Here is a 13,456-nt window from a genome sequence, read left to right as displayed (position 1 = left end):
AGACCGCATCGTGATGTTCGCGGATCCGCGCGTCAGACGCTCGTGTGCGCGACGATGCCGCGGCGCACCGCGTCGACCGCGCGGCGAGCCGTGCGGGCGAGGTCGCCCTCCGCGACCTGGCCGATCTGATCGAGCAGATCGATCGTCTGCTTCGCCCAGCGGACGAAGTCGCCCGCCGCCATGTCGGCGTCGCCGAGGACCCGGTCGAGGAGCTGCCCCCGCGCCCAGAGATGCATCGCGTGCGACAGCCCGGCCGCGAGCGGCGAGGTGCCGGGGAGCCGATGATCCTGCTCGAGGTCGTCGAGCTCGGCCCAGAGGCGCTCGGTGCGGTCGAGCGCCTCGCGGAAGGCGCCCCGCGGCAGCGGCGCCTCGCCGTTCTGCTCGTCGCGGCGGGGCTCGTACACGAGGGCGCAGGCGAGGGAGGCGAGGGACGCGGGATCCAGGCGCGCCCAGATGCCCTGCCGCAGCGCCTCGGCGACGAGGAGGTCGCGATCGCCGTAGATCCGCTTCATCCGCCGGCCGCTGTCGGTGAGCCGCGCCTCGCCGCCGTCGAGCCGCACGTAGTCGAGGTCGGCCAGCACGTCGACGATGCGGTCGAACTGGCGCGCGACGCTGCCCGTGCGCCCCTCGATCTGGCGCCGGATCCTGTCGGTGCGGCGCTTGAGCTTGTGGAAACGCTCCCCCCACCGGGCGTGCCGTTCGCGATCGGGGCAGTTGTGGCACGGGTGGGTCTGCAGGCGCCGCTTGAGCGTCGCGATCTGCCGCCGGCGCTGCTCCTGGCGCGCTTTCGAGGCGCCCTGATCCCTGCGGCTCTTCTTCTCCAGGTCGCTGAGCTCGCGGCGCAGACCGGCGTACTCCGCGAAGTCGCCCTTCTCACACGCCATCGACCGGCGGTACCCCTCGAGCGACTCCTCCGCCTGCCGCACCTCCCGGGCCAGACCGACGACGGAGCGGTCGGCCTGGAACTGGGCGAACGACGACTCGAGGATCTCGCGCGCCGCTCCCCGGCCGAACTGGTCGATGAGGTTGACCGCCATGTTGTAGGTCGGGCGGAACGACGAGTTCAGCGGATAGGTGCGCCGCGAGGCGAGCGAGGCGACCGCGTGGGGGTCGAGCCCGTCGGTCCAGTGCACGACCGCGTGGCCCTCCACGTCGATTCCGCGGCGCCCGGCGCGCCCCGTCAGCTGGGTGTACTCCCCCGAGGTGATCGGCACGCGCGCCTCGCCGTTGAACTTCTCGAGCTTCTCGAGCACCACGGTGCGCGCGGGCATGTTGATGCCGAGAGCGAGGGTCTCGGTCGCGAAGACGGCCTTGACGAGCTTGCGCTGGAACAGCTCCTCCACGACCTCCTTGAACGCGGGGAGCAGGCCCGCGTGATGGGAGGCGAGGCCGCGTTCGAGGTCGGACGCCCACTCGTAGAAGCCCAGCACGCCGAGGTCCTGCTCGGGCAGCGTCGCGGTGCGCCTGCGCACGATCTCGCGGATCTCGTCGCGCTCCTCCCGCGTGGTGAGGCGGATCCCGGCGCGGCGCACCTGCTGCACCGCCTGATCGCAGCCCACGCGGCTGAAGATGAAGAAGATCGCCGGAAGGAGGTTCTGCCGCTCGAGCAGCTCCACCGCCTGCGCGCGGTCGAGCCGTCCTCCCCCGCGCGGCGGACCGCTCCGTCGACGCGGCGGTCCGCCGCGCCCGCGCCGCCCGCCCGCGCCGGGGAGCGCCCGTCCGAGGCGGGCGAGCTCGGCGTTGACCTCGCCTTCCGCGCCGGCCTCGTCGAACAGCGGCAGGAGGTCGCCGCGCGCGAGGACGTGCTGCTCGAGCGGAACGGGCCGCGTCTCCGAGACGATGACCTCGGTCTCGCCGCGCACCGTGCCGAGCCAGTCGCCGAACTCCTCCGCGTTCGACACCGTGGCCGACAGCGACACGAGGCGCACGCTCTCCGGGAGGTGGATGATGACCTCCTCCCACACCGCACCGCGGAAGCGGTCGGCGAGGAAGTGCACCTCGTCCATGACGACGTAGCGCAGCCCGTCGAGCGCCGACGACTGCGCGTAGATCATGTTGCGCAGCACCTCCGTCGTCATGACGACGATCCGCGCGCCCCCGTTGATGTTCGTGTCGCCCGTCAGCAGACCGACCTCGTCCGGTCCGTAGACGGCCTGCAGCTCGCGGAACTTCTGGTTCGAGAGCGCCTTCATGGGGGTGGTGTAGAACGCCTTGTCGCCCGGCGCGCTCATCGCGAGGTGCACGGCGAACTCGCCGACGATCGTCTTGCCCGCACCGGTGGGCGCCGCGACGAGCACGCTCGTGCCGCCCTCGAGCGCGCGACACGCCTCGACTTGGAATGGATCGAGCTCGAAGCGCTGCGACGCGGCGAACGCGGCCGTGAGGGGATGGGTCCGCACGTCGCGGGCCTCCGCGGAGCGGTCGGCCGGTGAGGGGGTCATGTCCCCATCCCATCACCCCGGGAGGGCGAGGGGGACGGACGCGCTCAGGATGCGGCGTCGAGATCGACGTACGTGTCCGGATCCCTCCTGCGGCGCACCCGGTCGAAGATCAGGCAGACGATCCCCGCGGCCGCGTAGAGGCCGAACATGATCCCGGCGACGAGCACCATCGTCACTATGTCGGCGGGCGGAGAGGCGAACATGCCGATGACGAGCGAGATGATGAGCGCCCAGCGCCAGGCGCGGAACACCTGCCTGCCCGTGATGACCTGCGCGAGATCGAGAGCCACGAGGAAGACGGGCAGCACGAACGAGACGCCGATCACCGTCAGCGTCTTGAAAACGAAGCTGTAGTACTTGTCCGCCTCGTAGAACTGCCCGGCGACATGGGTGTCTGGCATGAACGAGGACATGATCGTGATGATGTTGGGCAGCAGCATGATCGCGACCGCCACGCCGCCGAAGAACAGCGGGATCGCGGCGGCCATGAACCCGACCGTGTACCAGACCTCGCGCTTCTTCAGCCCGGGCATGATGAACGCCCAGATCTGCCAGAGCCACACGGGCGCGGAGATGATGAGGCCGATGGCGAACGAGATCTGCATCCGCATGTTGAACGGCCCGGTGACGGTCGTGTACTGCAGGCGGATGGAGTCGTCGCCGAGCTTGTCGGCGACCTGCTCGATCGGATACCCGAGCCACATGATCACCCAGTCGGTGATGAGGAAGGCCGCGATCATTCCGACGATGAGGCCGACGGCGGCGATCGTGAGGCGCTTGCGGAGCTCCTTCAGGTGCTCGATGAGCGTCATCCGCCGCTCGCGGGGGAGGTCGGGATCGGCGGATGCGCCCGCGCCGCGGCGGGGACGTGCCACGTCGGGCTAGGGCTTGGCGTCGGGCGTCGTATCGGACGACCCGCGCCCGTTCGACGTCTCGGCGGAGGGAGCCTCGGTGCTCTCCGTCTTGCCGTCGTCGTCCTTGAGCTGCTTCATCTCTCCCTTGAAGGCACGAGCCGACTGGCCGATGCTCTTCGCGAGCGCCGGAAGGCGGGAGGCCCCGAAGATGAGGAGGATGATCACGAGGATCAGCAGGATCTGCCAGATGCCGGCGTTCCCGAAAGGCATGATTTCTCCGGTCGTCGAGAGAGATGGTGCGGTCAGTCTAACGCCGCGATCTGCAGTGTCTCCCCATCCGCGGCCCAGTTTCTCGCCGCCTCTCGCGCGGCGGCCGGGGCGAGCACCTCGATCGCTCCCCCGCCGCGGCCCGCGAGCCGCTTGAGGACCCGCGCGTCGCCGACCGGGAGCCGCGCGATGGTGCGCTCCCCGCGCGCGTCCTCCTCGGCATGCTCGAGGAAGTCCGCGACGACGGGGCGCATCGCGGTCGGGAAGCGGAGGATCGCGATCTCGTCGTCGTCCGCCGGCTGGAACATCGAGGCCCGGATGCGCTCGGTGCGGGCGGCGGGCTCCTCGGTCACGGCCACCTCGCTCATCCGCTCGAGGTGGAACGTCCGCACGGAGCGGCGCAGGTGGCACCACCCCTGCAGATACCACTCGCCGTCGGCGAGGAGGAGCCCGGACGGATCGACGGCCCTGTCGGCGCGGTCGCCCCGGAGCGGGCGGTAGGAGAAGCGCACGACGCGCCGCTCGGCAACCGCGCGCGTGAGGTCGGTGCGCAGCTCGTCGATCTCCGTCGGCACGACGACGGGCTCGGCCGGCATCGCCGACGAGCCGCGGCCGAGCTTGTCGCGGAGCGCCGCGATCCGCGCCGCGTCGACGCCGGGCAGCGCCTGGACCAGCTGCAGGCCGGCGATGAGGGCGGCGGCCTCGCGGGTCGTGAGCCGCTGCACCCGCTCGATGCCCACGGCGTGCGTGAGCCGGATGATGCCGCGCTCGTCGAGGAGATCCCAGTCGATGTCGAACATGTCGCCCGTGTACATGCCGCGGGCGGGCTCGCCGACGAGAGCGAGCCGCTCGATCATGACGCGCATCTCCCGCTCCGCGACGTCGAACGCCGCGGCCGCCTCGGCGAGCGGGGCGTCGCCCCGCTCGAGCAGCCAGGGGACGAGCGTCAGGTAGATGCGCACGCGATCCGACGACGCGAGGGGGGTGCGCCGGCGCCGGCGCGCGGGCTCGATCTGGAGGTCGGCCGCGTCCGCCGCGCCCGAGTGCGCCGCCCGCACGCCCCGCAGCCGGGCGATCACCCGGTCGCGCAGCCCGCCGGGGGCGACGACCCTGGCCTCCGGGCCGTAGGAGGCGATCTCGTCGGCCAGAACCTCCTCGTCGACGTACGGCACGGCGAGCGCGCCGTCGCTCTCGCGGGTCGCCCGACGGCGCAGCCGCAGCTCGGCCTCCGATCCGGGCGACGCCTCGATGAGGGCGCTCTGTCGACGGGCCAGGGCCGCGAGATCGGCGATCGCCCGATCCGCGGCGCCGGATCGCTCGGCCGGATCGAAGCCGCGTCCCGCATCGGCGACGTCGCTCGTGATGCGGCGGAGGAGGAAGGTGCGCGCCGCTCGGCGCTCCTCGTCCCAGGCGCGCAGGTGCCAGCGCCCCTCGAACTGCACCAGTGCGAGCGGCCGCACGACGCGCGCCAGAGCCTCCGACCGCCCCGGATTGAGGTAGGAGAACCGCACGACCCGCGCGGCGTCGATCGCCTGCTGCAGCGGCCCGAACGCGGTCTCGCGCACCGCGAGGCGCGGAGCGAACCCGAGGATCGGCTCGTCGACGTCGATGCCGAGGGCGCGGATCTTCCGCAGCGCGGCGCGCGCCTCGCCCGACATCGCCGCCTCGCCCCACGCCTCCGCCGCGAGACTCAGCAGCGCGAGCTCGTCCGGCGCGAAGTCGATGTCGTCGGGGAGGGCGTTGTCCTCGCGCGGGATGCGGTAGCGCGCGCCCCGCAGATCCTGCGGGTTCGCCGGGTCTCCGATGACCTCGATGCGCATGCCGAGGGAGACGAGGGTCTCCTTGTCGCGCTCGAACATCCGCTCGAGCGCCTCCCTGCCCGTCCCGGCGTCCGCGCGCTCGAAGAACCCCGACACGCTGTCGAAGATCTGCTGCCGGGTGAGGCCGACCTCGGTCCCGAGCAGCGCGACCGTGAGGTTCATCAGCCGCTCCTCCGCGGGGATCCGATCGCTCACTGCGCCTCCTGATCGCTCGCGCGGGACTCCCCGCTCAGCTCGCGGCGGCCGCCCCGAGCAGATCGACCACCCAGATCGTCGCACCGCTCTCGCCGTCGGGGACGACCACGAGGACCTGCGATCCGACCGTCGCACCGTCGAGCGCAGAGACGACCTCCTCGGGGAGTCCGATCTCGGCGAGCGGCGCGGTGGCCGGCGACTCGCGCGTCCACGTGGAGGTGCCGACGCTGCGCGAGGTCCAGTCGACGCTCTGCACGTGGAGCGTCACGACGTCGCCCTCGGCGAGGGCCGGACCGTCGCCCTTCAGGAGCGTCTCGACGGCCGTCGACGTCGGCGCCGCCGCATCGGGGACGACGACGCCCGGCACGCCCTCGGGGCTGCGGACGATCGAGGGAAGACCGTGGCCCGCGTTGTAGACGGGCGAGCCGTCGGCCGCGCCAGGAAGCACGCGGTGCACGTCCACCACGGCGAGCATGCGCGAGGCGTCTCCGGACAGGCCCGCCTGCTGCAGCTGCGCCGCGAGCGCCTCGTCGATGCCGCCGTCGCCGAGCGCGGCGACGAAGCGGGATCCCTCGCCCGCGCAGGCGAGAGCCGGCTCGAGCCCGGGCATCTGCGCGGTCAGGGCGGAGAGCGGGACCACCTTCGTCTCGTCGCCCTCCGTGACGACGTAGGGCAGCTCGGCGCCGGTCGCGGCGTCGACGAGCGAGATGTCGACGACGGCCGCCTGATCGATCGACTCGATGACGGCGCCCGCGCCCTCCTCCAGGTCGAGGTGGGCGGCCTCGTCGGCCACGAAGCTCTGGGGGACGCTGGTCGAGGCCCCCGATGCGTCGACCGCGCCCATGACCGAGGGCGCGGAGTCGGCGACGCGGCCGCACCCCTCGGGTGTCAGCGGCTGCGACGAGCAGCCGACGAGAGCGAGGGCGGTCAGGCCGAGCACTCCGGCCACAGCAGTCGTCTTACGCACCGGAACAGTCTAAGCGTCGTCGCGCGCACGCAGCGCCGCGGCGTGCCGCGCGCCGTCGGCGGCCCTCTCGGCCTCGCGGATCCGCTTGCGGAGGTTCTTGTCGGTGATCTCCCTGTCGCCGACGGCGCCCGGCGTCCAGATCTCCTGGTCCTCGTCGCCGTAGCTGCGCTTCGACGCGCGGCGCCTCACCTCGGGCGGGATGGAGCCGGGGGCGAGCTTGCGGGCCGTGATGAGGAAGCCCGTGTGCCCGACCATGCGATGGTCGGGGCGCACGGCGAGGCCGTCGACGTGCCATCCGCGCACCATCGTCTCGGTCGCCTCGGGCTCGGTGAAGCTCCCCATCCCGCGCAGGAACTCCGCGATCCGGCTCAGCTGGGTCGCGGTCGCCACGTAGCAGAGCACGACGCCGCCGGGCGCCAGCGCGTCGCTCACGGCCGGCAGCACCTCCCAAGGGGCGAGCATGTCGAGCACGACCCGGTCGACGGCCCCGTCCTCGACGTCGCGAGGCAGCGCCTCGGCGAGGTCCCCCTCGTGGAGGGACCACCATTCCGGCAGCTCGCCGAAGAAGGTCTCGACGTTCGCCTGCGCGACCTCGGCGAACTCCATCCGGCGCTCGAACGACATGAGGCGCCCGGAGGATCCGACCGCCCGCAGCAGCGACATCGACAGCGCCCCGGATCCGACGCCCGCCTCGACGACGACCGCGCCGGGGAAGATGTCGGCCTGCTGCACGATCTGCGCGGCGTCCTTCGGGTAGACGATCGCCGCCCCGCGGGGCATCGACATGACGAAGTCGCGCAGCAGCGGACGGAGCGCAAGGAACTCGTGATCGCCGCTGTTGCGCACGACCGACCCGTCCGGCCGGCCCTCGATCTCGTCGTGCCTGAGCACGCCGAGATGGGTGTGCAGCTCGCCGCCCTCGCGGAGCGTGATCGTCTGCAGCTTGCCCTTCGGCCCCGTCAGCTGCACGCGGTCGCCGTACCGGAACGGACCGCGGGGCGTCGCCCCCGTCACCGCCCGGCCCCCTCGCCGACGCGCGCGCCGCGCCAGAGCGCGCCGATCGCCTCGGCGTCCGCGCCCTCGAGGCTCGGCCACAGGGCGTCGGCGCCCAGGCCGTCGAGGGAGACGAGGTGGGGGACGCCGAGAGACACCGCACCCGACGAGACCGCGGCACGCAGGCCGGTCGGCGAGTCCTCGATCGCGACGCATCGCGCGATGTCGACGCCCAGGGCCTCGGCGCCCGCCAGGTACGGGTCGGGGAACGGCTTGGGACGCGGCACGTCGTCGCCCCCCAGGACGGCGTCGAACGCGTCGAAGTCGATGAGCTCGACGACCCTCTGCGCCATGCGGTGCCGCGACATGGTGACGATCGCGGTGCGCACGCCGGCGGCGCGGAGGCTGCGCAGGAGCTCCTTCGCCCCGGGGCGGAAGGGGACGCCCTGCTCGGACATCTGGCGCAGGACCTCGTCCGTGAGGTGCTCGATGATCTCCTCGACGCCCATCCGGACCCCGGCGCCCTGGAGGATCCTCGCGGATCCCTCGAGGTCGCTGCCGACGAGCCGGAGGGCGTCGTCGTGGGTCCACGTGCCGCCGAAGCTCTCGACGAGCGGCCCCTCCGCGGCCATCCAGTACGGTTCGCTGTCGACGAGGGTTCCGTCCATGTCCCACAGGACGGCCTCGGGGGCGGGGGCTTCGCGGGGAGTCACCCGACCAGCCTAAGGGCGGGAGCCTGGGCGCCTCGCCCGCGGGCGGCCCCGGGCGAGGCGCCGGGGACTACCCTGGGGTGACGCCCGACCAGGAGGGAGCCCGGTGGAGGAGAGCACGACGCAGCAGGCGTTCGGACCGCGGATCGCGGTGGCCGCCTTCGACGGCTGGAACGACGCGGGCGAGGCCGCGAGCGGCGTCGTCACGGCGCTCCGCGCCGCCCAGCCTCACGAGCTCGTCGCCGCGGTCGATCCGGAGCTGTTCTTCGACTACCAGTACACGCGCCCCGCTCTGCGGCTCGACGGCGAGGGCAGGAGGGTCGTCGACTGGCCCGAGGCGACCCTGCACCGCCCGCAGGCCCCCGAGGGGTTCTGGACGCTCTCGGGCGTCGAGCCGGCGCGGGCGTGGCGCAGCTTCACGTCGGAGTTCGTCGACGCGCTCCTCGCGGAGGACGTGACGGGCCTCATCACGATCGGCGCCATGATGAGCGACGTGCCGCACACGCGTCCGATCGCCGTGCACACCTCGACCGACAACGCCCTCCTGCGCAACCAGCTCGAGCTCGAGCGCAGCCGCTACGAGGGCCCCACGGGGATCCTCGGCGTGCTGTCGGCCGCGGCGGAGGACGCCGGCATCCCCACGGCGACCATGTGGGCGAGCGTTCCCCACTACGTGGCGGGCACCACGCCCTCCCCCAAGGCGACCCTCGCGCTCGTCGAGCGCCTCGGCGACCTCACCGCGCGGGAGGTCGACCCGGGCACGCTGCCCACGGAGGCCGCGGCGTGGGAGGCCACGGTCGACATCGCCGCCGCGGACGACGACGAGATGTCCGACTACATCCGCCAGCTGGAGGAGGCGCGCGACGCGTGGGACTCCCCCGAGGCGTCGGGCGACGCGATCGCCCAGGCGTTCGAGCGCTACCTGCGCGACGACCCGGGCAAGGGGCGCCCTCCGGCCTGAGCGGAGGGCGCGACGCGCGCGGTCAGGCCGTGCCGTAGGGCGTCAGCACGCCCATCGCGAGCAGCACCATGACGACGGCGCCGAGCGCGATCCGGTAGACCACGAACGGCAGGAAGCTGCCCGTCTTCAGGTAGCGCATGAGGTAGGCGATGACGAGCCACCCGACGACCCCGGCCACGAGCGTGGCGGCGATCGTCCCCGCCCAGCCGTACGGTCCCGCGCTGCCCTCTTCGAGCCCGTGCTTCAGCTCGTACAGGCCCGATCCGAACACGGCGGGCACGGCGAGGAGAAACGCGAACTCCGCCGCGGCGGTGCGCGTGTAGCCGAACGCGCGGGCCGCGGTCGTCGTCGCGCCGGAGCGCGACACGCCGGGCACGAGGGCGAGCGCCTGGGCGACGCCGATCGCGAGGCCGTGCGGATAGGTGACGTCGTCCATCTCGCGGTCGCGCCGCGCCGCGCGGTCGACGGCGCCGAGGATGATGCCGAACACGATGAGGACGGCCGCGACGACCCAGAGGTTGCGGAACGTGTCGCGGATGTAGTCCTGCAGCGTGAAGCCGAGGATCCCGATGGGCACGGATCCGAGGATCACGAGCCACCCCATGCGCGCGTCGGGGTCGCTGCGCGGCACCCTGCCGACCAGGGAGAGCGCCCACTGCCGCACGATCCGCACGATCTTGCCCCAGAAGTAGACGACGACGGCCAGCTCGGTGCCGATCTGCGTGATCGCGGTGAACGTCGCGCCGGGGTCGGCCGCCGACGGGAGGAACTCGCCCACGATGCGGATGTGCGCGCTCGACGAGATGGGGAGGAACTCCGTCAGGCCCTGGACGAGACCGAGGATGATCGCCTCGATGATCTGCATGGAATGCGTGCTTTCTGTCGTTGTCTGGAGGGTCAGGCGCTGCGGATGAGATCCGTCAGGACGCGTTGGCCGAACACCAGAGCATCCACGGGGACGCGCTCGTCGACGCCGTGGAACATGCCGGTGAAGTCGAGTTCACGGGGAAGCCTCAGCGGTGCGAAGCCGTATCCGGCGATCCCGATGGTCGCGAGGGCCTTGTTGTCCGTCCCCGCTCCGAGCAGGTACGGCAGCACCGGCACGCCCGGGTCGTGGCGTCCGATCGCCCGCACCATCTTGTCGACGAGCTCCCCCTCGAACGGCAGCTCGAGCCCGATGTCGCGGTGGAACATCCCGATCTCGATGTCGTCGCCCACGATGCGCTGGATCTCGGCCAGCACGCGGTCCTCCGTGCCGGGGAGGACGCGCACGTCGAGCGTCGCGGTCGCGCGGTCGGGGATGACGTTGTGCTTGTAGCCGGCCGTCGCGCCGGTCGGGTTGGCCGTCGTGCGCCATGTGGAGGCGAGGAAGGCCTCGGCGGGACCCGCCGCGCGGGCGATCGTGTCGGGGTCGCCCGTCGCGTCGCCGCAGATCTCGGACATGCCGGCGAGCAGCTGGCGCGTCGTGTCGGTCAGCTCGACGGGCCAGGCGGTGCGGCCGAGCGCGGCCACGGCCTCGGCCAGGCGCGTGACGGCGTTGTCGGGGTGCACGCGGCTGCCGTGCCCCGCGCGGCCCCTCGCCGTGAGCGTGATCCAGAGGAGCGCCTTCTCCCCCACCTGCAGGAGGTAGGCGGAGTCGTCGCCCACGGGGATCGAGTAGCCGCCGACCTCGCTGATCGCCTCCGTCGCCCCCGCGAACCACTCGGGACGGTCCTCGACGACCCGCGCGGATCCCTCCACGCCGCCGTTCTCCTCGTCGGAGAAGAAGGCGAGGACGAGATCGCGGTCGGGCTGCTCGCCGGAGCGGATGAGGTCGGCGACCGAGGCGAGGATCATGGCGTCCATGTTCTTCATGTCCACGGCGCCGCGCCCCCAGAGCATCCCATCGCGCACGACGCCCGCGAAGGGGTCGACGCTCCAGTCCTCGGCGATCGCGGGCACGACGTCGAGGTGGCCGTGCAGGACGAGAGCGGGACGATCGGGGTTGCGTCCCTTCACGCGCGCGCAGACGTTCGTGCGGCGCGGCACCGGCTCGTAGGAGGCGACCTCGAGCCCCAGCGCCTCGAGCTGGGCGCCGACGTACTCCGCGGCCTCCCGCTCGCCCTTCGCGTCTCCCCCGCCGTAGTTCGTCGTGTCGATCCGGATGAGGTCGCGGGCGATCCGGGCGACCTCGGGGAGGGCGTCCGCCGCGGCGTCGCCTGTGCCGTGCTCTTCTGCCATGTCCCCACGCTACCGGGCGGCCCTCGAGGTCCGGCGTCCACCGGACGCTCCGCCGCGTTCGCTAGCCTCGCGGACGTGACAGGAGGGACGCGAACGCAGAGCAGGGGATCCGCGGGGGCGGGGCGCACGTGGGCGCTCCTCGTCGGCGCGGTCGTCGCCGAGGTCACGGGGACGATGGCGCTGCGCGCCGTGCTCGACCACCCCGCATGGGTCGGCCTGGTCGCCGTCGCCTACATCGCGGCGTTCGCGATGCTCGGGCTGACGCTGCGCGCGGGGATGCCGGTGGGCGTCGCCTACGGCGTGTGGGCGGCTCTCGGCGTCGCGCTCACGGCGATCCTCGGCGCCTGGCTGTTCGGCGAGGCCCTCAGCGCGACGGCGATCGTCGGCATCGCCGCGATCGTCATCGGGGTCGTGATCGTCGAGACGGGGGCTCCGTCGGGCGAGGCGAGGGCGTCGGCCTCGTGACCTGGCTGTGGCTGGCCGGCGCAATCGCGTTCGAGCTGCTGGCGACGCTCAGCCTGCGCGCCTCTGACGGCATGCGCAGGCGGCTCTGGCTCATCCCCGTCGCCCTCGGCTACGGCGCGGCCTTCACGTTCCTCGGCTTCGCGCTCGCCGCGGGGATGCCCGTCGGCGTCGCCTACGGCATCTGGAGCGCGACCGGCGTCGCGATGGTGGCGCTGCTCGCCCGCGCCATCTGGCGGGATCCGCTGACGAAGCGGATGCTCCTCGGCATCGCGCTCATCGTGATCGGGGTCGTGCTCGTCGAGATCGGCTGAGCGGGCCGGGCTCAGCCCCTGCCGCCGCGCGAGCGCCATACGGCGAGGCGCGCGTCGAGGATCTCCGACACCTGCTCCTGCTTCGCGGCCGTGTCCGGCTCGTGGTAGATCGTCGGCAGCGCGTCGTCGGACAGGTCGACGTAGTCGTCGAGGTACTGCTGCGCGTAGTAGTCGCGGGCGAACGCCGCGGCCTCGGCGCCGAGGAGGTCGTCGCTCAGGGCGTCGTCGGCGAGCGCGAGGAGCGCGGATCCCTGCGCCGTCCCCTCCCGCACGCGGGCGATCTCCTGCGCCGCCTCCGCACGCCAGGCGTCGCTCTCGAGCCCGCGGGCGACGACCCAGCCGAGGAAAATCCCGATGTGGGTGGTCGCCGCCCGGGCAGGCAGGTCGTCGGGGAAGTCCTCGTCGAGGTGCCAGTCGGCCCGGTCGTGGACGTGCGACGCGGTCATCGCGCTCCTTCTCTCTCGGGGATCACCCGGTGACGGTGACGGCGTCGCCGAGGCGGATGAGCCCCTCGATGAGCGGGCCCGCGACGACGACGTAGATGATGGCGAGGAACAGCGCGTAGGTGAGGGTGAAGCCGAGGCACGCCCAGACGTTCGCGCCCGTGCGGAAGTGGTCGATCACCTTGTGCGCGAACGACGCGGGGTGCTTCACGTCCCAGCTGTTGAGCCGGAGGTAGCGGCCCAGGTACATACCGAACCCGAGCAGGAGCATCACGATGCCGACGGCGCCGAGCACCCGCGCGTCCGCGAAGGCGCGGCCGTCGTCCATGAAGACGATCGCGTAGAAGGCGTGCACGAGGAACACGTTCAGCACGGTGTTGACGACCCCCGACATCGCGAGGGTGATGACGAGGATGATGTCGTACCAGAGCGGCACCCTCTCCTCGCCCTGCGGGCGGTGCGAGAAGTTCAGCTCCGTGATGAGGTAGCTCGCGTTCGGCAGCGCGAGCAGCCACGCGAGCCCGGCGACGACGAGGGCCGCGATCGCGAGCGGCGGGGCCACGACGGCCGTGGCCACCCACACGAGCATGCCCCCGACGAGCACGAGCACCGGCAGGATCGACAGGGCGATGTTCCAGAGCATCGGCCGGTACAGGCGCGTGCGGTAGACGACGGCGCGCAGGACGACGAGGATCGCGGCGTAGAGGTTCAACGCGACCGCGCCGAGGAACAGCAGCAGCACGCTCTCAGCCTAGAGGAGCGCGGCGCTCCGTCCCGCGACGCACACGTCCCCACGTCTTCGACAAGTC

14 protein-coding genes are annotated in these 13,456 nt (G+C 72.4%); 3 read left to right on the top strand and 11 right to left on the bottom strand.

Annotation, left to right across the window (positions count from 1 at the left end; translation table 11 throughout):
- Positions 1–32: 32 nt before the first annotated feature.
- The 7 genes from NHL53_RS02245 to NHL53_RS02215 are packed head-to-tail and all read right to left on the bottom strand — an operon-like array spanning position 33 to position 8,250.
- Positions 33–2,441, bottom strand: a complete 2,409-nt coding sequence (locus NHL53_RS02245; RefSeq protein ID WP_433774724.1) for a DEAD/DEAH box helicase — start codon at positions 2,439–2,441, stop codon at positions 33–35.
- A 44-nt stretch (positions 2,442–2,485) separates the two neighbouring features.
- Positions 2,486–3,316: a twin-arginine translocase subunit TatC gene (tatC, locus tag NHL53_RS02240; RefSeq protein WP_433774722.1), complete on the bottom strand. Its 831-nt coding sequence runs from the start codon at positions 3,314–3,316 to the stop codon at positions 2,486–2,488.
- Between the two features lie 6 nt (positions 3,317–3,322).
- A complete protein-coding gene (tatA, locus tag NHL53_RS02235) occupies positions 3,323–3,565 on the bottom strand; it encodes a twin-arginine translocase TatA/TatE family subunit (protein ID WP_433774720.1) in 243 nt (80 codons plus the stop codon).
- 32 nt (positions 3,566–3,597) lie between these two features.
- Complete coding sequence (locus NHL53_RS02230; RefSeq protein WP_433774718.1) at positions 3,598–5,577, bottom strand: helix-turn-helix transcriptional regulator; 1,980 nt, start codon at positions 5,575–5,577, stop codon at positions 3,598–3,600.
- A 34-nt stretch (positions 5,578–5,611) separates the two neighbouring features.
- A complete protein-coding gene (locus NHL53_RS02225) occupies positions 5,612–6,544 on the bottom strand; it encodes an FKBP-type peptidyl-prolyl cis-trans isomerase (protein ID WP_433774716.1) in 933 nt (310 codons plus the stop codon).
- A 9-nt stretch (positions 6,545–6,553) separates the two neighbouring features.
- The gene (locus NHL53_RS02220) at positions 6,554–7,558 is read right to left on the bottom strand and encodes a tRNA (adenine-N1)-methyltransferase (protein ID WP_433774714.1); all 1,005 of its coding nucleotides are present in this window, start codon (positions 7,556–7,558) and stop codon (positions 6,554–6,556) included.
- The gene (locus NHL53_RS02215; protein ID WP_433774712.1) at positions 7,555–8,250 is read right to left on the bottom strand and encodes an HAD family hydrolase; all 696 of its coding nucleotides are present in this window, start codon (positions 8,248–8,250) and stop codon (positions 7,555–7,557) included. Before NHL53_RS02215 ends, NHL53_RS02220 begins: the two co-directional genes overlap by 4 nt.
- A 103-nt stretch (positions 8,251–8,353) precedes the next feature.
- Between NHL53_RS02215 and NHL53_RS02210 the strand changes: the two genes are divergently transcribed.
- On the top strand, positions 8,354–9,208 hold the full coding sequence (locus NHL53_RS02210) for a PAC2 family protein (protein WP_433774710.1): 855 nt from the start codon (positions 8,354–8,356) through the stop codon (positions 9,206–9,208).
- A 22-nt stretch (positions 9,209–9,230) separates the two neighbouring features.
- Here NHL53_RS02210 and NHL53_RS02205 read toward each other — a convergent pair whose 3' ends face one another.
- Complete coding sequence (locus NHL53_RS02205; protein ID WP_433774709.1) at positions 9,231–10,073, bottom strand: undecaprenyl-diphosphate phosphatase; 843 nt, start codon at positions 10,071–10,073, stop codon at positions 9,231–9,233.
- A 32-nt stretch (positions 10,074–10,105) separates the two neighbouring features.
- Positions 10,106–11,428: a M20/M25/M40 family metallo-hydrolase gene (locus NHL53_RS02200; RefSeq protein ID WP_433774707.1), complete on the bottom strand. Its 1,323-nt coding sequence runs from the start codon at positions 11,426–11,428 to the stop codon at positions 10,106–10,108.
- Between the two features lie 75 nt (positions 11,429–11,503).
- Here NHL53_RS02200 and NHL53_RS02195 point away from each other — a divergent pair, with 75 nt between their 5' ends.
- Together NHL53_RS02195 and NHL53_RS02190 are read left to right on the top strand one after the other, a co-directional pair.
- The gene (locus NHL53_RS02195; RefSeq protein WP_433774705.1) at positions 11,504–11,893 is read left to right on the top strand and encodes a DMT family transporter; all 390 of its coding nucleotides are present in this window, start codon (positions 11,504–11,506) and stop codon (positions 11,891–11,893) included.
- On the top strand, positions 11,890–12,204 hold the full coding sequence (locus NHL53_RS02190; RefSeq protein ID WP_433774703.1) for a DMT family transporter: 315 nt from the start codon (positions 11,890–11,892) through the stop codon (positions 12,202–12,204). Before NHL53_RS02195 ends, NHL53_RS02190 begins: the two co-directional genes overlap by 4 nt.
- 11 nt (positions 12,205–12,215) lie before the next feature.
- On the opposite strand, the gene NHL53_RS02185 is transcribed toward NHL53_RS02190, so the two are convergent.
- Both NHL53_RS02185 and NHL53_RS02180 read right to left on the bottom strand, forming a co-directional pair.
- Entirely contained in the window at positions 12,216–12,650 is a 435-nt protein-coding gene (locus NHL53_RS02185) for a hypothetical protein (protein WP_433774701.1), read from the bottom strand.
- Positions 12,651–12,672: 22 nt separating this feature from the next.
- Positions 12,673–13,389 (bottom strand): DUF1361 domain-containing protein, encoded by a 717-nt coding sequence (locus tag NHL53_RS02180; protein WP_433774700.1) that lies wholly within the window; start codon positions 13,387–13,389, stop codon positions 12,673–12,675.
- Between the last annotated feature and the right edge of the window lie 67 nt (positions 13,390–13,456).

Source organism: Microbacterium sp. gxy059 (assembly GCF_050958665.1).
Lineage (GTDB): Bacteria > Actinomycetota > Actinomycetes > Actinomycetales > Microbacteriaceae > Microbacterium.
The sequence above is the reverse complement of the archived record's forward strand: the minus strand, read 5'-3'. Positions and strand labels throughout refer to the sequence as shown.

Bases quoted from the DNA above. Each gene is read 5' to 3' on its own strand.
- NHL53_RS02245 (WP_433774724.1), bottom strand. From the start codon at position 2,441: ATGACCCCCTCACCGGCCGACCGCTCCGCGGAGGCCCGCGACGTGCGG.
- tatA (WP_433774720.1), bottom strand. From the start codon at position 3,565: ATGCCTTTCGGGAACGCCGGCATCTGGCAGATCCTGCTGATCCTCGTG.
- NHL53_RS02205 (WP_433774709.1), bottom strand. From the start codon at position 10,073: ATGCAGATCATCGAGGCGATCATCCTCGGTCTCGTCCAGGGCCTGACG.
- NHL53_RS02200 (WP_433774707.1), bottom strand. From the start codon at position 11,428: ATGGCAGAAGAGCACGGCACAGGCGACGCCGCGGCGGACGCCCTCCCC.
- NHL53_RS02185 (WP_433774701.1), bottom strand. From the start codon at position 12,650: ATGACCGCGTCGCACGTCCACGACCGGGCCGACTGGCACCTCGACGAG.